This is a genomic window from Luteimicrobium album (assembly GCF_030161555.1).
In the GTDB taxonomy this organism is placed as follows: domain Bacteria; phylum Actinomycetota; class Actinomycetes; order Actinomycetales; family Cellulomonadaceae; genus Luteimicrobium; species Luteimicrobium album.
Genome location: NZ_BSUK01000001.1, coordinates 122515 through 138636, shown reverse-complemented (window position 1 = coordinate 138636; position 16122 = coordinate 122515). Strand labels below are relative to the sequence as shown.

The following is a 16122-nucleotide window of genomic DNA, read 5'->3' as shown; positions in this document are numbered from 1 at the left end:
CGACGGGCCTCCCGGTCCCGCCGGTGCGCTTCACGCCCGCGGCCCCCGCGCGCGGACGAGCTGGGTCCGGGCCGTGCTCTCGGGCCTGCTGGGCGTGCTCGTCGGCGCCGTCGGGACGTTCATGTTCGCCGCCCTGCTCCCGGGGAGCGTCACCGACCACGTCAGCGCCGCCTCGTCGTGGCCCGTCGGGCTCGTCCTCACGCTGGCCCTCAGCGTCGCCGCCGCGATCCTCGCGCGCGCCTGGGGCGGCTACGGCGCGTACACCGCGTACGCCGTCGGGTGGCTCGTCGTCGTCATCGTCCTGTCCGGTGTGCACGGACCCGGCGGGGACGTGCTCGCGGGCGCCCACCAGCGCTGGGCCAGCCTGTGGATGTACGGCGGGTTCCTCCTCGTCGCGGCCAGCGCGTTCGCGCCGCGCGGGTGGTTCTCGGACGAGCCCAGAGACCGCCGGCCCACCTCGTAGAATCGCCACACGCCGACCCACGGCGCACGCCCACCGCGCCGTCGGGCCCGGTCAGCGCAGGAGCACCCATGGACGAGCACGCCACCACCGGCACCGGAGAACGCCCCGACGGGGCGCCCGGGCCCACCCCGCCGCCCCCGCACACGCCCGACGACGCGACCGTCGTGATCCCGCCCGTGCCGTTGCCCCCGCGCCCGTCCCGGCCGCTGTGCCCGTCCCGCCCGGCGGGCCGACCGGCGCACCCCCGACCGACGACATCCTGCGCGGTCTGGGCGAAGAGCCCGCGCCCGGCCGCACCGGTCGCACGCTGGTCGCGCTCGGGGTCGTCGTCGTCGCGCTCGTCGGCGCCTACGTCGCCGCGCAGTGGTTCGTCTCCGACAAGATCGCGCACGGCACCACGGTGGCGGGCGTGGAGATCGGCGGGAAGACCGTCGACGACGCCGCCGCGACCCTCGACGATCGCCTCGGCGACCGCGCGACCGAGCCGGTCGCCGTCGTCGCCGCCGGCAAGAAGGCGCAGCTCGACCCCCGCAAGGCCGGCCTGACGTTCGACGCCCGCGCGACGGTCGACCCCCTCGTCTCCTTCACGCTCGCGCCGTCGCGGCTGTGGCACGCGGTCTTCGGCGGGTCCGAGGTCACGCCCGTCACGAGGGTCGACACCGCGAAGCTCACGGCGGCCCTCGGCACGGTGGGCGACGCCGTCGAGGTGAAGGCACGGAACGGCTCCGTCGCGTTCTCCGACGGTGCGGCCACGAGCGTCGCGCCACGCAACGGGACGGCGCTCGACCGCGGCGCCGCCCGCAAGGTCGTGACCGACGGGTGGCTCACCGCGAGCGGCGCGCTCGAGCTCCCGACGACGACCGTCCGGCCCGAGGTCGGTGCGGACGCCGTCCAGAACGCCATGGTGCTCGCCGGGACGGTCACGTCCTCGCCCGTCGACCTCACGGTCGGCGGGCAGAAGGTCCGCCTGCCGGGCGACGTCCTCGCCGGCGCGGCGAGCTTCGTCCCGGACGGGTCGACCCTCACGTTGAAGCTCGACGCCCAGACCCTCCGGACCGACGTGCTCGCGCGCAGCACCAAGCTCCTGACGTCCGCCCAGGACGCCCGCTTCACGTTCACGGACGACAAGCCGACGATCGCGGACGGGAAGAACGGCACGGGGCTCGACGCCGACGCGCTCGCGAAGGCGGTCACCGCCGCCGCCGCGAAGGACAGCGGGCGGACCGCGACCGTCGAGCTCACGACCGTCGAGCCCGCCACGACCACGGCCGACCTGCAGAAGCTGGGCGTCACGGAGAAGGTCTCCGAGTTCGCGACTCCGCTCACGAACGAGCCGGTCCGCACCAAGAACCTCGAGGTCGGCGCCGCGAAGATCACCGGCGACCTGGTCAAGCCCGGCCAGACCTTCTCGCTCGTCGACGCGCTCAGCCCGATCACGACGGCCGGCGGCTACCACGAGGCGCACGTGATCGAGGGCGGCCGGCTCGTCGACGGCATCGGCGGCGGGCTCTCGCAGGTCGCCACCACGACCTACAACGCGGCGTTCTTCGCCGGGCTCGACATCGTGACCCACCAGCCGCACTCGTACTGGATCCCGCGTTACCCCGAGGGGCGCGAGGCGACGATCGCGGTCGGCCTCATCGACATGAAGTTCGCGAACGACACGCCGTACGGGGTGGTCGTGCAGGCCTGGCTCGACGACGCGAAGCTGCACGTCGCCCTGTGGAGCACGAAGTACTACACGGTCCAGACGACGACGAGCCCCCGCACGAACGTCGTCGAGCCGTCCACGGTCCACGACTCGTCCGCGGGCTGCGTCGCCGACGCCGGCGGCCAGCCCGGGTTCCACGTGAGTGTCCGGCGCCTCGTCTCGCGCGACGGCTCGGTCGTGAAGGACGAGACGAACCAGTGGACCTACAAGCCGCAGGACCGCAGGGTCTGCACGTCTGGTGGAGGTGACGGGTGACGCTCGTGCTCGGGCGAAGCGAGAGGGAGTCGGGGCCGCACGCGCGGGCCGCGGCGCGCGCGGTCGGCTGGGGGGACGGGGGCGATCTCCTCGACCTCGGCAGCACCACGGCGACCCTCGAGACGGTGTCGCAGCTCGCCGACCTGGCAGCCGTCATGTACCTGGACCACCCGCAGCAGCCCGGGCCGGAGCTCGAGCGCGCGCTCCTCGCGGCGCCCTCGAACGTCGTCGTGACGGCGAGCGTGGGCGTGGCCCGCGAGTGGGCGTGGGTCGGGCGTGCGGGCGGGCGCGTCACCGCACCCCCGGTGCGGTCGTCGTCGACGAGGCGGGCATGCGCGACTGCCGGCACCGGCTGCGCGCGCTGGGCGCGAGCCCGCGGCTCGTGCCGACGCGCACGCCGGTCGCGGAGCGCATCGCCCTCGCCGGCCCCGCGGGGACGCTGCTCGTCGAGCGCTCCGCGATCCCCGACGGCTTCGCGGAGCTGCCCGAGTCCGAGCGGCTCGCCGACCCGACGCCCCTCTGGTACGGCCTCGTCACCGCCGACCGTCGGCCCGAGCCGTTCGACCGCCCGGCCCAGGTGTGGCTCGCGTTCGGGCCGCGCGACGACCACCGCGGCTCGCTCCAGCACACGCTCGGCGTGATCGCGGACGCCGGGATCGACCTGCAGCACCTGCGCTCGCACCGCTCGGAGGCCGGGCCGCACGTCTTCTTCAGCTCGTTCTCGTGCCCGTCCGACGACGTCCTCGACGCCCTCACCGGGGAGCTCGCGGCGCGGACGGTCGCGCACCGCGTGCTCGCCGTCCTCCCGGGCGCGAGCTTCGAGCCCGGGCCCGACGCCGTGACGCCCCGCTGGGCGCAGACGGCGGTGCCCGCATGACGACGGTCGCCTACCTCGGCCCCGAGGGCACGTTCACGCACGCCGCCGCACTGGCCTGGCCGGGCACGACGCCGGTCGCGCTGCCGACCGTGCAGGACGTGTACCGCGCCGTCGAGGAGGGCCGCGCCGACCGTGGCGTCGTCGCGATCGAGAACACCGTCGAGGGGTACGTGGTGCCGTCGCTCGACGCGCTCCTCGCGTCCGAGGACGTCGTCGGGATCGACGAGGCCGTCCTCGAGATCGCGTTCGACGCGTTCGTCCGCCCGGGTGCCACGGAGCTCACCGAGGTCTCCGCGCACCCGCACGGGCTCGCGCAGTGCCAGGGCTTCGTGGCCCGCACCGGCCTCGCGCCCGTGCCCGCGGCGTCGAACGCGGCCGCCTGCCGCGACGCGACGCCCCACCAGGTCGCGCTCGGTCCACGCCTGTGCGGCGACCTGTACGGCCTCGAGACGTACGAGCGCGACGTGCAGGACTTCGCGGGCGCGCGGACCCAGTTCCTCCTCCTGGCGCGGCGGTCCGACGCGCGGGCCGCCCTCGCCTCGGCCGCCGACGCGGCCCCCGGCGCGCGGTGGCGCACCATGGTCGCGGTCACGCCCGTCGTCGCGGGCCCCGGCGTGCTCGCGCGCATCCTGGCGGCCTTCGGCGCGGGCGGTCTCAACCTGTCCAGCCTCATCACGCGGCCGCTCAAGGTCGCGGGCCGCTACGTGTTCGTCCTCACGGTCGACGCGGCGCCCGTGGACCTCGCGCTCCGCGTCGTCCTGCAGGGCCTGCTCGACGACGGCCACCTCCTCAAGACCCTCGCCGCGTTCCCGGAGCGCGTCGACCGCGCCGAGGTCCTCGACCTCGAGCACGTCCCGTCCGGCTCGGTCGACGGCAGCGCGGCCACCGCCGACGTCGCGCGGGAGCTGCTGTGGTGACCGGGGTTGAGGCGCCACTGGCCGTGACCCGCGTGGGGGTCGTCGGGCTCGGCCTGATCGGCGGCTCCGTGGCTCGCACGCTCGTGGCCGCGGGCGTCGACGTGGTCGCGACCGACCCCGACGGCGCGACCCGCGCCCAGGCGTGGGACGCCGGCGTCCGGACGGTGGGCAGTGCGGCGGAGGTGCTCGTGGAGCGCCCCGACGTGCTGGTCCTCGCCCCGCCGCTCGCCGCGCTGCCGGCGGTGCTGGCCGAGCTCGCCGCGGAGCTGCCCCGCCTCGTCGCCGACGGCGGCCCGCTGCCCGTCCTCACCGACGTCGGGAGCGTCAAGGCGCCCGTGCGCGCCGCGGCCCGGGTCGCGGGCCTCGAGGACCGTTACGTGGGCGCGCACCCCATGGCGGGCACCGAGGAGTCGGGCTTCGCCGCGTCCCGCGACGACCTGCTCCCGGGCTGCACGTGGGCGGTGACGGTCGCCCCGACGACGGCGGCCGGCGACCTGCTCCGGGTGCTCGCGCTGATCGCCGGGCCGCTGCGCGGGGTGGCGCGCGTCGTCGAGGACGCGACCCACGACGCCGCCGTGGCGCTCGTGTCGCACGTCCCGCATGTCCTCGCGACCGAGCTGCTCAACCTGACGACGGCAGCACCCGCCCGGGCGCTCGCGCTCGGGCTCGCGGCCGGATCCTTCCGCGACGGCACGCGCGTCGCCCGCACCGACCCGCGCCGGACGCAGGCCATGGTCGCCGGGAACGCGGACGCCGTCGTCGGGGCACTGCGGGACGCCACCCGGCACCTGGACGCCCTCGCCGACGCTCTCGAGGGCGGCGACGACGCGGCCGTCACGGCGTTCTTCGACGCCGCCGACCCCGTCCGTGCGGCACTGGCGGAGGCAGCGGCCGGCGACGCGTCGCCGCGCACCGAGACCGTCGCGCTCGGCGAGCCGGGGTGGCGCGAGCGGCTCGTCTCGCTCGGGGCCGCGGGCGCCGTCGTCGCGCGGACCGGACGCGACGCGATCACCCTCGCCGTCCCGCCGCCCTCGCCGAAGTAGCCCCCGGGAGGCCTGCTTCGCGACGTAGTACGGCGGCCGGTCTGCCTCGCGAGGTCAGGCGCCGAGGACGTGGGTGAGGTACGGGTTCGCGAACAGGCGGTCCGGGTCCAGCTCGTCGCGCACGCGCACGAAGTCGTCGAAGCGCGGGTACAGCTCCGCGAAGTCGTCGGCGCCCAGGAAGTGCAGCTTGCCCCAGTGCGGGCGGCCGCCGTGCGCGCGGAAGATGTCCTGCGCCGCCGTGAAGTACCGGTGGTAGTCCTCGCGGAAGTACCGGTGGATCGCGACGTAGCCGGTGTCGCGGCCGTGCGCCGTCGACAGCCACAGGTCGTCGGCCGCTGCCGCCCGGACCTCGACGGGGAACGAGACGCGCAGGTCCTTGGCGCGGATCATGGCGTCGAGCTCGCGCACGACCGACGGCACCGCCTCGCGCGGCACCGCGAACTCCATCTCGCGGAAGCGGACGGTCCGGGACGTCGCGAAGACCCGGTGCGACAGGTCGGTGTACTCGCGGCGCGCCATGAGCCGCGACGCGACCTTGTTGGCGACCGGGACCACGCTGCGGGCCCGGGTCCCGACGGCGCAGATCGCCCGGTAGAGGCCGTTGGCGAGGAGCTCGTCGTCGACCCAGCCGCTGAACCGGGGGACGGGGGAGAGGGGCGCGTCGCCGGGCAGGCGGGTGTTCGTCTTGGTGGACGCGACGTCGGTGCCGGGGAACCAGTAGAACTCGAAGTGGTCGGCGCGGGCGCAGTGCGCGTCCCACTCCTCGAGCACCTGCGCGAACGGCGCCGGCGCCTCGACCGCGTGCAGGGCGAACTGCGGGACGCACTGGAGCGTGACCTCGGTGAGGACGCCGAGCGCGCCCAGGCCCACCTGGACGGCGCCCCAGTACTGCGGGTTCTCGTCGGCGCTGACCGTGAGGAGGCGGCCGTCGGCGGTGAGGAGCCGGACCCGGACGATCTGGGTCGCGATCCCACCGAAGCCGGCGCCCGTGCCGTGCGTGCCCGTCGAGACGGCGCCCGCGACGGTCTGGCGGTCGATGTCGCCGAGGTTCGGCATCGCGAGGCCGTAGGGGGCGAGCAGCCCAGGGATCTCGAACAGCCGGGTGCCGGCGCCGAGCGTGACCTGCGCGGACGCCGTGTCGACGGCGCGCAGGCCCGACAGGCCGGTGAGGTCGAGCTGCACGCCGGGCGCGACCGCGATTCCCGTGAACGAGTGGCCCGCGCCGACGGGCTTGACGGTGAGGCCCTCGCCCCGGGCCGCCTCGAGGACGTCCCGCAGGTCGTCCTCGGACGCGGGGCGCGCGACGCCGCGCGGCACGACCGACTGGTTGTGCCCCCAGTTCTGCCAGGTCGTCGCGGGGCGCCAGGGGAGCGTCGTGGACGCTCCGGCCGTCGTCTCGTTCGTCACAGGAACACCTTTCCTTCGCCCCGGTAGGTCGGGACGGTGCCGAGGACCGTCGCGGGTCCCTCGGGGTCGTACGGGTGGTCGTCGGCGCCTCCGACGACCACGAGCTCGGTCACGTGCTCGGCGATCTCGCCGGCCTTGGTGTGGCGCAGCCACGCGCGGTCGCCGGGGCGCAGTTCCGCGGCCCCGGGGCCGCGCAGAGGCGTCTGCACCTCGCCCGCGGCCTCGTTCCCGACGTACCGCGTGCCCTCGGGCCAGACGACGCGCGGCAGGCGGTCCGCGGCGGGCGGGCCGGACGCGACCCAGCCGCCGCCGAGCAGCGTCGCGACGCCGGGGGTGGGGTTGCGCACCACCGACAGCGCGAACGCGACCGTGGGGGCGGGCGTGAACTGCACGTAGTTGTCGAACAGGTGCGGGCCGAAGAGCCCGCTGCCCGCGGCGACCTCGGTGACCGCCGGGTCGGCCGAGGTGGTTTCGAGCGAACCGGTGCCGCCGCCGTTGACGAACTCGAGCTCGGCGACCTGACGCACCGCGGCCACGGCGGCCCCGCGCCGGTCGCGCAGCTCGACCCCGGAGAGGGCCTGCAGGCGGCGCACGACGGCGGAGCGGGCCGCCCGCCCGGGCGTCGCGTTGGCGAGGCCCGCGATCTGCGCCTCGTACGCCATCACGCCGACGAGCCGGAACCCGGGCCGCTCCGCGACGCGCCGGGCGAGGGCCTGCGCCCGCTCGGGCGAGTGCACCGGGGAGCGGAACACCCCGACGTGCGCGGCGGCGCCCGCGAGCGCGCTCAGCCCGGGCACGTCGTACGACGCGTCGAGCTCGAGGCAGACGCGCACGTCCTCTCGCTCTCCCGGCCGGGCGACGGCGTCGACGAGGTCGAGCTGAGCGACGTCGTCGACCATGATCGTGACGCGCGAGGCGAGCACGGGATCGCTCGTGAGGCGGCGCAGCGCCGCGCGGTCCGCGGTGGGGTAGCCGACGACGACGTCCGTCACGCCGAGGCCGCCCGCCGCGGGGTCCGCCGGGTCGGGCTCGGAGGCCAGCCAGAGCGCCTCGGGCAGCGTGTACGCGAGGATCCCCGCGTACCCGTCGAGCGCGAGCACCGCGTCCAGGACCCCGCGCACCCGGACCGACTTCGACGCGACCCGGATCGGCATCCCGCCTGCGCGGCGCAGCATGTCGTGGGCGTTGTGCGCGAGGGCCCGGAGGTCGAGCGTCGCGTACGGAGGGTCGAGCTCCGTCGTGGCCCGGGTGAGCGCGGGCCAGTACGACGCGGGCGCCGCCCAGGGGGCGCCGTCGGGCCGGCCCACGGTCGCGGGGGCGGTGGCGGGCAGCGGGGGCAGGGTGGTCATCGCACGCTCCTGACGGGTGCGACGGCGAACGCGCCGCCGATCGCGAGCACCCCCGCCGCGAGGAACAACGGGGTGAAGCTGTGGGTCTGCGCCACGAGCCAGCCGCCGACGAGCGGCGCGAGGGCCTGGGGGACCGCGTAGGCGACGTTCATGATGCCGAGGTCCTTGCCGCGGTCGGCGGCGCTCGGGAGCACCTGGGTGGCGAGCGCCTGGTCCACGGACAGGAACGCCCCGAACCCGAAGCCGAGCAGCGCGGCACCGACGAGGGCCGCCCCGAACACGGGCACGAACGCGAGCAGCAGCGCGGCCAGGCCCTGCAGGGCGGCGCACACCACGACCATGACCTTGCGGCGCCCGAGCCGGTCCGACAGGCGCCCGAGCACCAGGGCCGCGACGATCACGAACACCATGTAGACGGCCGTGAGGAACAGCAGCCCGTTCTCGGCGTCGTCCTTGCTCTGGCGCATCGGACCGTACTCGAGGAAGTACAGCAGCAGGACCGTGCCGAAGCCGTTGCCCGTCATGACGAGGATGCGGCTCGTCAGGGTCCAGGCGAAGTCGGGGTGGTCGCGCGGGCTGATCCAGAACCCGGTGACGATCGTGCGCAGGGAGAGGGGAGGGACCGAGTCCGGCGCGAGCGGCGGGTCCTCGAGGCGCAGCAGGAACGGGACGACGCACACGAGCAGCACGACGGCGACGAGCACGTAGCCCGCGACCTGGCTGAGCGTGAGGAGCGCGACGAGCGCGACGCCGACGAGGATCCCGAGGGCTTGCGGCGCCGACATCCACCCGGACACCGTGCCGCGCTGGTCGACGGGCACCCGGTCGCTGATGGTCGCGGTGAGCGCGGCCGTGAGCACGCAGAAGCCGATGAGCGTGATCGACCACCACACCGCCACGCCGGCGATCGTGTGCTGGACGGACAGGAGGACGAGCGCGACGGCGAACAGCACGGCGCCGCCCGCGATCCAGGGCCGGCGCCGGCCGAAGCGCGAGGTGGTGCGGTCCGAGAGGGCTCCCGCGAGCGGGTAGGCGACGAGCGCGCAGACGCCCGCGATCGCGGACACGACGCCGAAGCCGCGGACCGATGCGACCCAGTCCACCGGGTGGAGGATGTCGTCGACCTGCTGGGGGAGCAGGAGCTGGATCGGGGTGAGCTGCGCCATCCAGACGCCGAACCAGGCGGTCGCGAACGCGGCGATCCACGCGCCCGGGACGAAGGTGCGGGGCTCGACGGTCCCGGCGGCGGTGCTCACGGCGGGCGCGCTCATGCGTCGGGGTCGGGTTCGGAGAACTGCAGGATCCCGGCGACGGCGTACTCGCGCGCCGCCGAGATGCGCTCCGGGTCCCGGAAGGACAGCCACGACGTCGTGAGCCCGTCCGTCAGGGTCACGACGTAGCGGGCGAGCTCCTCGACGGAGCGCGTCCACCGGGTGCCGGTCGCGGCCGCCGCGGCCGTGAGCACGCCCGCGGCGGCCTCGTCGTACGCGGCGTACTCGGCCCGGACGAGGTCGGCGAGCTCGGGCTCGCGGAGCGCGTACTGGTGCAGCTCGAGGATGGCCTGCTCGCGCGCCGGGTCGGCCTCGACCGCGGCGACGAACCCGTCGAGCGCGGCCCCGAGGAGCTCGGGCAGCGTGACCGGCCCCTCGGTGAGCTCCGCGGCGCCGGCGAGCACCTCGGTGACTGAGTGCACCTCGTCGACGAGCACGCGCTCGACCACGTGCCGCATGAGCTCGGTGTGGGACTCGAAGGCGTAGTGGAAGCTCGCGAGCGACATGCCTGCCTCGCGGACGATCGCGCGCGTGCTGGCCGCGCGGACGCCGTCGCGCGCGATCACGGTGGTGGCGGCGTCGAGCAGGGCCTGGCGCCGCTCGGCGACGGGCATGCGTACGGTCCGCGGCGCCGGTGCCGCGCGCGCGCGCGGCGCGCGCGCGGCGGGGTGGCCGACGTCGTCGTCGCGTCTGGGTCGCTCGTCTGGGACATGTGCCCCACTGTAACGCCCGTCACATGCGGTTCCGACCGGGACGGCGACCGCCCCTCCGGCCGACCCGACCCGGTCGTCTCGCCCGGACCCTGCACCTCGCGTGACGTCGTCATGGCGCGATGGTCCCACCTCGACGGTGCGTCGCACGCAGGCTGGCGATCCCGTGGGCGGGGTGCCGCGGGGTGGACGCCGCGGCCGGGTCCCCGTCATCATGGCGCGGTGAGCTCACCCCGCCGCCTGCTCGGCGAACCCGACGGCGTCCACCTCGTCCTCATGCTGGCCCTCACGTTCACCACGGGGATCGTCGACGCCGTCGGCTACCTCGGGCTGGACCGCGTATTCACGGCGAACATGACGGGGAACGTCGTGATCCTCGGCATGGCCCTCGCGGGGGCGACGGGCTGCCTGTCCTCGGACCGGTGCTCGCGCTGCTCGGGTTCGCCCTGGGTGCCGCCACGGGCGGACGGCTGCTGCGCGGCCGGCCCTCCCTCTGGAACTCGCGCTCGACGGTGGCGTTCGCGACGACCGGCGTGGTCGCGACCGTGCTGGGCGTGTGCGCCGTGGTGGCCGTCCCCGTCGAGCACACCGTCTGGGCCTTCGTCATCACGGCCATGCTGGCGATGGCGATGGGGCTGCAGGCCGCGTCGGCGCGCCGGATCGGCGTGAAGGACGTGACGACCGTAGTGGTCACCTCGACGCTGACCGGGCTCGCCGCTGACTCCCGCCTGGGCGGCGGCTCGTCGGAGAACTGGGCGCGCCGCCTGCTCGCGGTGGTGCTCATCCTCGCCGGTGCGGGCGTCGGCGCGCTGCTCCTGCGTGGCGGGGCCGACCACGGCGTCGGCGTCGGGATGCTCGTCGCGGGCGTGCTCAGCCTCGTGGTGGCCCTGACGGGTCACCGGCTGCGCGTGCAGGACGACCAGGCCTGAGCTCGAAGCCCGCGAGCAGCCCCGTCACGGGCTTGGGGGAGGCGGGGCGTACTCGCCCGCCCGGCTCGTGCTCAGCCCCAGCGCCACGAGCGACTGTGCGAGCGTGGTCGCGGCGGCCACACCGTCCACGACCGGCACGCCGATCTCGGCGCCGATCTCCCGGCAGAGCGACGCCATCCCGGCGCACCCGAGGACGACCGCGTCCACGTCGTCCGCTGCGGCCGCGAGCCGGCAGTACTCGGTGACGGTCTCGCGAGCCTGCGAGCCGGGCCGGTCGAGCTCGAGGACCGGCAGCTCGCAGGCGTGCACCGCCACGCAGGCCTCGGCGAAGCCGTAGCGCGCGGCGAGCTCGCGCGCTCGTGCCACCGTGCGTCCGAGCGACGTGACGACCGCGAAGCGCCGCCCGACCAGCGTCGCGGCGTGCATCGCGGCCTCGGCGATCCCGACGACGGGACCGGACGCGAGCTCGCGCGCCGCGTCGAGGCCGGGGTCGCCGAAGCACGCGAGCACGTAGGCGTCGGGCCGCTCGGCGGGTGGCAGGGCCTCGGCCAGCGCGACCTGCTCGAGGATCCCGGGCACCGCGAGCGCCTCCTCGTAGTGGCTCTCGATCGACGCGGGCCCCATGGTCGGCTGGACCGCCTCGACCGTGGTGCCCGGGAACGCCACCGCCCGGGCGGACCGACCGACGAGGTCGGTCATCGCCCGGGTGGTGTTGGGGTTGACGACCCGGATGCGCATCAGACCGCCGTGGGGACGTGCTCGGGCTCGGCGGCCGGGAGGTGGTGGCTGACGAGGGCCTTGGGGGCGTCGCCCGTGCCGACCGAGACGTGCGGGTCGACCGGGTCGAGGAGCCTCATCTGCGGCCGCCGACGTTCGAGCGCGACGAACAGCACCAGGCCGAGCCCGCAGCCGATGAACCAGGAGTAGCTCGACACCTGGGTGAGGTCCGCGACGCCCGCGTTCTTCAGGATGTTCGGCACGACCGCGGACGCGACCGAGACCAGGCCCGCGACGACGACGGTCCAGACCGCGTTCGGGTTGTAGCCGCGCCGGTACCAGTAGCTCCCGGTGGGTGCGAGGGTGAACATGTCGTCGACGTGGACGCGCTGCTTGCCGACGAGGTAGTACCCGGCGACGAGCACCCCGAACAGCGGTCCGATGAGGGCTCCGAGGATGCCGAGGGTGTAGAGGATCGCCTGGTCGTTGTCGTACCAGTTCCAGGGCGTCAGGAGCACGGACCCGACGGCGGCGATCATGCCGCCCGTGCGCCAGCTGATCCGGCGCGGTGACACGTTCGAGAAGTCGAACGCGGGCGAGATGAAGTTGGCGACGATGTTGATGCCGACGGTCGCGGTCACGAAGGTGAGGCCGCCGAGCAGGATGGCGAACGTGGAGTCGATCGTCTGGACGGTCTCGATGGGGTCGGTGATGAGCCGGCCGAAGACGGGGACGGTCGCGGACGCGCAGATCACGGTGAGCAGGGAGAAGACGACGAAGTTGATCGGGAGCCCGAGGAAGTTGCCCCGCCTGACGGCGCGGGTCGAGCGGGCGTAGCGCGCGAAGTCGCCGAAGTTGAGCATCGGCCCGGAGAAGTACGACACGACGAGGGCCACAGCCCCGATCCAGATCGGGATGGAGGCCCCGAAGGAGAGCTGCTTGGTCGAGAGGTTGAACGAGATGTTGCTCCATCCGGCCTTCGAGACCAGGTAGGTCGCGAGGGCGAACATCACGACGTAGACCGCGGGGCCCGCCCAGTCGATGAAGCGGCGGATGGTGTTCATCCCGGTCCAGAACAGCGCGCCCTGGGCGAGCCAGAGGATCGCGTACGAGATCCAGCCGAGCGCGCTCAGCCCGAGGAAGGAGTGGTGCAGCAGGTTCTCCGACGACGGGAAGAACTTGAGGAAGATGATGGTGAGCGACTGCGCGGCGAGGAACGTCTGCACGCCGTACCAGGCGACCGCGATGAGCCCGCGGATGATCGCGGGGATGTTCGCGCCGAGCACGCCGAACACGGCCCGGTTGATGACGGGGTAGGGCACGCCCGTCTTCTGGCTGGGCTTCGCGACGAGGTTCGCGAACACGTTGACGATGACGATGCCGACGACGAGCGCGACGAAGACCTGCCAGCTCGCGATCCCGAGCGCGAACAGGCTCCCGGCGGTGACGTAGCCGCCGACGCTGTGCACGTCGGACATCCAGAACGCGAAGATGTTGTAGGAGGACCAGGTCTGGTCCTTGAGCGGGGCCAGGTCCTCGTTGGTCAGGCGCGGGTCGTAGGTGACCTTGATCTCGCCGGCGCCGACCGGCATGCCCGCGGCCTCGACGAGGTCGTGGGGTTTGGCGTCGTAGTTGGGGCTGTTCTCGGTAGGGGCGGTCATGATGGCCTCGCAGGGTCCGGTGGACGGGGGACGGTCGTTCGGAGGTGACCTGCGTGAATCTATGGCTTCACACGCTGGGGCCGGTTTCTGTCGTGTAAACCGTTCGTGACGTTCGCTCGACCGCGTCGGCCCGTAGGCTTCCCGTGCCCCGTTCGACGCCGGACCCGAGGAGGAGGCATGGAGCCGGACGCGCCCACCGACCCGTCCGCAGGCTCGCTCGAGTCCTTCGACGCCGAGGTCCTCGGAGCACGGCTGCGGGCGCTCCGGACCGCGCGCGGGCTCTCGCTGCGGGAGACCGCGCGTCGCCTCGACATCTCCGCCAGCGCGCTCTCGCAGATCGAGCGCGGCGTCCTGCGACCGTCGGTGCACCGGCTCCTGGCCGTCGTGACGGTGCTCGACGGGTCGGTGCTCGACGTCTTCTCCGACGACCCGCAGGCCGCCGTGTCCGCTGCGACCGGTGCGCCGCCTGCGCACCCGCCCCGGCCCGAGCCGGGGGTCCACACCGTCCGGCGGGCGCACGAGGACGAGACGGTGAGGTTCCGCGGCGGCGTGACGTTCCGGCGCCTGTCACCCGGCCCGACGCGCGGCGTCGACTTCTTCGAGTCCACCTACCCGCCCGGGGCGACGGGGGCGGCGAGCACGAGCTCATCACGCACGAGGGCTACGAGGTCGGGACCGTGACCCGAGGACGGCTCACGGTCGACTTCCCCGACGAGCGCGTCGTCCTCGACGCGGGGGACTCGATCACCTACGCCTGCTCCACGCCGCACCGGCTCTCGAACACCTCGGACGAGCCCGCTGTCGCGACGTGGCTGATCGTGCACGGCTGAGCGTCTCGCCGGCTCAGTCCGGTGCGGCCCCCGGCGGCGGGGGCGGGGCGGGACGCGCTTGGCGCCGACGACGTCGCCCGCCGCGACGTGCACCGGCCCGAGCCCGGCGCGCCCGGGCCAGGCGGGATCGGGGCGCACCGTCACGCCGTCGTCACCCACGGCGAGCACCACGCCGACCACGTCGGTGTACAGGTGTCCGGACGGCTCGTCCGGCGGGAGCCTGCGCCGCACGACCACCCGGTCACCGACCGACCAGCCGCGCCACGACCGCATCTCGAACGCCACGTCGAGCCACCTCCAGACTGCGCGATACTAGACCCGAACCGCCTCCGCGGCCTCGCCCCGAAAGGATCCTCGCAGTGACCTACGTGATCGCTCAGCCGTGCGTCGACGTCAAGGACAAGGCGTGCATCGAGGAGTGTCCCGTGGACTGCATCTACGAGGGCAAGCGCTCGCTCTACATCCACCCCGACGAGTGCGTCGACTGCGGTGCGTGCGAGCCGGTCTGCCCGGTCGAGGCCATCTACTACGAGGACGACGTCCCGACGGAGTGGAGCGACTACTACCGTGCCAACGTCGAGTTCTTCGACGACCTCGGGTCGCCCGGCGGCGCCGCGAAGCTCGGCCAGATCGACAAGGACGACGCCATGATCGCCGCCCTGCCCCCGCAGGCATGACGGGGCCGGCAGGCCGCGCCGAGCTCCGCTGACGACCATGGGCTTCCACCCGCTCGACGACCCCTATCCCTGGGACACGCTCGCGCCCGTCGTCGAGGCCGCTCGCTCGCACCCCCGCGGGCTCGTCGACCTCTCGATCGGCACGCCCGTCGACCCGACGCCCGACGTCGTCCGCGACGCGCTCGCCGCGGCGTCCGACGCGCACGGCTACCCGACCACGCACGGCACGCCCGCGCTGCGCGAGGCCGTCGCCGGCTGGTTCGCCCGGACGCGCGGCGTGCCGGACGTCGAACCGGACGCCGTCCTGCCGACGGTGGGCTCCAAGGAGCTCGTCGGCCTGCTGCCGTCGCTGCTCGGGCTCGGCCCGGGCGACGTCGTCGTGCACCCCGCGACCGCGTACCCGACGTACGACGTCGGTGCCCGGCTCGCGGGGGCCTCGCCCCTCGCGACCGACGACGTCGAGGCCTGGGCCGGGCGCGCCGACGTCAAGCTCGTGTGGGTCAACTCCCCGGGCAACCCGACCGGCCGGGTGGCGTCGGTCGAGGAGCTGCGCCGCGTCGTCGAGGCGGCGCGGGAGATCGGTGCGGTCGTCGCGAGCGACGAGTGCTACGCGCTGCTCCCGTGGTCCGAGCCGTGGGCGTCGCAGGGCGTGCCGAGCATCCTCGACCCGCGTGTCAGCGGCGGGAGCCACGAGGGGCTGCTCGCCGCGTACTCGCTGTCCAAGCAGTCGAACCTCGCGGGGTACCGCGCCGCCTTCGTCGCGGGGGACCCGGCGCTCGTGGGATCCCTGCTCGCGACGCGCAAGCACCTCGGCATGATCGTGCCCGCGCCCGTCCAGGCGGCCATGGTCGCCGCGCTCGACGACGACGCCCACGTCGTCGGGCAGCGCGAGACCTACCGCCGTCGTCGCCGGCTCCTCGAGGGCGGTCTCATGGCGGCCGGCTACCGGATCGACGACTCCGAGGCCGGCCTCTACCTGTGGGCGCGGCCCGCCGCGGCACCGGGCGGCGACGTCCAGGACTGCTGGCAGACGGTGCACGACCTCGCCGGGCTCGGCATCCTCGTCGGCCCCGGGGCGTTCTACGGCGCCGCCGGGCTGTCCCACGTCCGGGTCGCGCTCACCGCGTCCGACGAGCGGGTCGCGGAGGCCGCCGCACGGCTCTCGGGGAGTGACGCACCGGCGGTGAGCGCTTGGTGCGCCGCTGAGGGCGCGTGCCGTCGGGCGTGTGACGCAGGACACATTCCCATGTGTCGGTCAGGGGTGGGGAGCGGCTTGGTCACGACGGAGTCCGGCGCGTAGTCTCG

At 74.5% G+C, this 16122-nt stretch carries 16 protein-coding genes and 1 pseudogene; 11 read left to right on the top strand and 6 right to left on the bottom strand.

The annotated features are described in order from the left end of the window. The first annotated feature begins 73 nt into the window (after positions 1 to 73). The 5 genes from QQK45_RS00815 (at position 74) to QQK45_RS00795 (ending at position 5266) form a co-directional block, all read left to right on the top strand. Positions 74 to 463 (top strand): hypothetical protein, encoded by a 390-nt coding sequence (locus tag QQK45_RS00815; protein ID WP_284291385.1) that lies wholly within the window; start codon positions 74 to 76, stop codon positions 461 to 463. 208 nt (positions 464 to 671) lie between these two features. Further along, positions 672 to 2429, top strand: a complete 1758-nt coding sequence (locus QQK45_RS00810) for a VanW family protein (protein WP_284291383.1) — start codon at positions 672 to 674, stop codon at positions 2427 to 2429. A 331-nt stretch (positions 2430 to 2760) separates the two neighbouring features. Further along, positions 2761 to 3306, top strand: coding sequence for an ACT domain-containing protein (locus QQK45_RS00805; protein WP_284291381.1), 546 nt, complete (start codon positions 2761 to 2763; stop codon positions 3304 to 3306). Beyond that, positions 3303 to 4223, top strand: a complete 921-nt coding sequence (locus QQK45_RS00800) for a prephenate dehydratase (RefSeq protein ID WP_284291379.1) — start codon at positions 3303 to 3305, stop codon at positions 4221 to 4223. Before QQK45_RS00805 ends, QQK45_RS00800 begins: the two co-directional genes overlap by 4 nt. Positions 4224 to 4246: 23 nt before the next feature. Next, positions 4247 to 5266 (top strand): prephenate dehydrogenase, encoded by a 1020-nt coding sequence (locus QQK45_RS00795; RefSeq protein WP_284291377.1) that lies wholly within the window; start codon positions 4247 to 4249, stop codon positions 5264 to 5266. 54 nt (positions 5267 to 5320) lie between these two features. On the opposite strand, the gene QQK45_RS00790 is transcribed toward QQK45_RS00795, so the two are convergent. Genes QQK45_RS00790 through QQK45_RS00775 form a run of 4 tightly spaced genes read right to left on the bottom strand, consistent with a single transcriptional unit; the run spans position 5321 to position 9907 of the window. Continuing rightward, positions 5321 to 6673: a D-arabinono-1,4-lactone oxidase gene (locus QQK45_RS00790; RefSeq protein ID WP_284291375.1), complete on the bottom strand. Its 1353-nt coding sequence runs from the start codon at positions 6671 to 6673 to the stop codon at positions 5321 to 5323. Further along, positions 6670 to 8022 (bottom strand): alanine racemase, encoded by a 1353-nt coding sequence (locus QQK45_RS00785; protein ID WP_284291373.1) that lies wholly within the window; start codon positions 8020 to 8022, stop codon positions 6670 to 6672. The genes QQK45_RS00790 and QQK45_RS00785 overlap by 4 nt, the downstream gene beginning before the upstream one ends. After that, entirely contained in the window at positions 8019 to 9293 is a 1275-nt protein-coding gene (locus QQK45_RS00780) for an MFS transporter (protein WP_284291371.1), read from the bottom strand. The genes QQK45_RS00785 and QQK45_RS00780 overlap by 4 nt, the downstream gene beginning before the upstream one ends. Further along, positions 9290 to 9907, bottom strand: coding sequence for a TetR/AcrR family transcriptional regulator (locus tag QQK45_RS00775; RefSeq protein ID WP_284291369.1), 618 nt, complete (start codon positions 9905 to 9907; stop codon positions 9290 to 9292). The genes QQK45_RS00780 and QQK45_RS00775 overlap by 4 nt, the downstream gene beginning before the upstream one ends. A 96-nt stretch (positions 9908 to 10003) precedes the next feature. Between QQK45_RS00775 and QQK45_RS21685 the strand changes: the two are divergent. After that, positions 10004 to 10342, top strand: a pseudogene (locus QQK45_RS21685) (hypothetical protein); the annotation flags it as partial. Between the two features lie 83 nt (positions 10343 to 10425). After that, positions 10426 to 10932, top strand: coding sequence for a DUF1275 family protein (locus QQK45_RS00770; RefSeq protein WP_348525103.1), 507 nt, complete (start codon positions 10426 to 10428; stop codon positions 10930 to 10932). A gap of 24 nt (positions 10933 to 10956) precedes the next feature. On the opposite strand, the gene QQK45_RS00765 is transcribed toward QQK45_RS00770, so the two are convergent. Both QQK45_RS00765 and QQK45_RS00760 read right to left on the bottom strand, forming a co-directional pair. Beyond that, entirely contained in the window at positions 10957 to 11670 is a 714-nt protein-coding gene (locus tag QQK45_RS00765) for an aspartate/glutamate racemase family protein (RefSeq protein ID WP_284291366.1), read from the bottom strand. Then, complete coding sequence (locus QQK45_RS00760; protein ID WP_284291364.1) at positions 11670 to 13310, bottom strand: NCS1 family nucleobase:cation symporter-1; 1641 nt, start codon at positions 13308 to 13310, stop codon at positions 11670 to 11672. The genes QQK45_RS00765 and QQK45_RS00760 overlap by 1 nt, the downstream gene beginning before the upstream one ends. A 177-nt stretch (positions 13311 to 13487) precedes the next feature. Between QQK45_RS00760 and QQK45_RS00755 the strand changes: the two genes are divergently transcribed. From QQK45_RS00755 to dapC, 4 genes are all read left to right on the top strand, one after another. Beyond that, positions 13488 to 13991, top strand: coding sequence for a helix-turn-helix domain-containing protein (locus QQK45_RS00755; RefSeq protein ID WP_284291362.1), 504 nt, complete (start codon positions 13488 to 13490; stop codon positions 13989 to 13991). Beyond that, positions 13988 to 14140 (top strand): cupin domain-containing protein, encoded by a 153-nt coding sequence (locus QQK45_RS00750; RefSeq protein ID WP_284291360.1) that lies wholly within the window; start codon positions 13988 to 13990, stop codon positions 14138 to 14140. The genes QQK45_RS00755 and QQK45_RS00750 overlap by 4 nt, the downstream gene beginning before the upstream one ends. Positions 14141 to 14499: 359 nt before the next feature. After that, on the top strand, positions 14500 to 14817 hold the full coding sequence (fdxA, locus tag QQK45_RS00745; protein ID WP_036951995.1) for a ferredoxin: 318 nt from the start codon (positions 14500 to 14502) through the stop codon (positions 14815 to 14817). Positions 14818 to 14854: 37 nt separating this feature from the next. After that, positions 14855 to 16117: a succinyldiaminopimelate transaminase gene (gene dapC / locus QQK45_RS00740; protein ID WP_284291355.1), complete on the top strand. Its 1263-nt coding sequence runs from the start codon at positions 14855 to 14857 to the stop codon at positions 16115 to 16117. Positions 16118 to 16122: the final 5 nt, after the last annotated feature.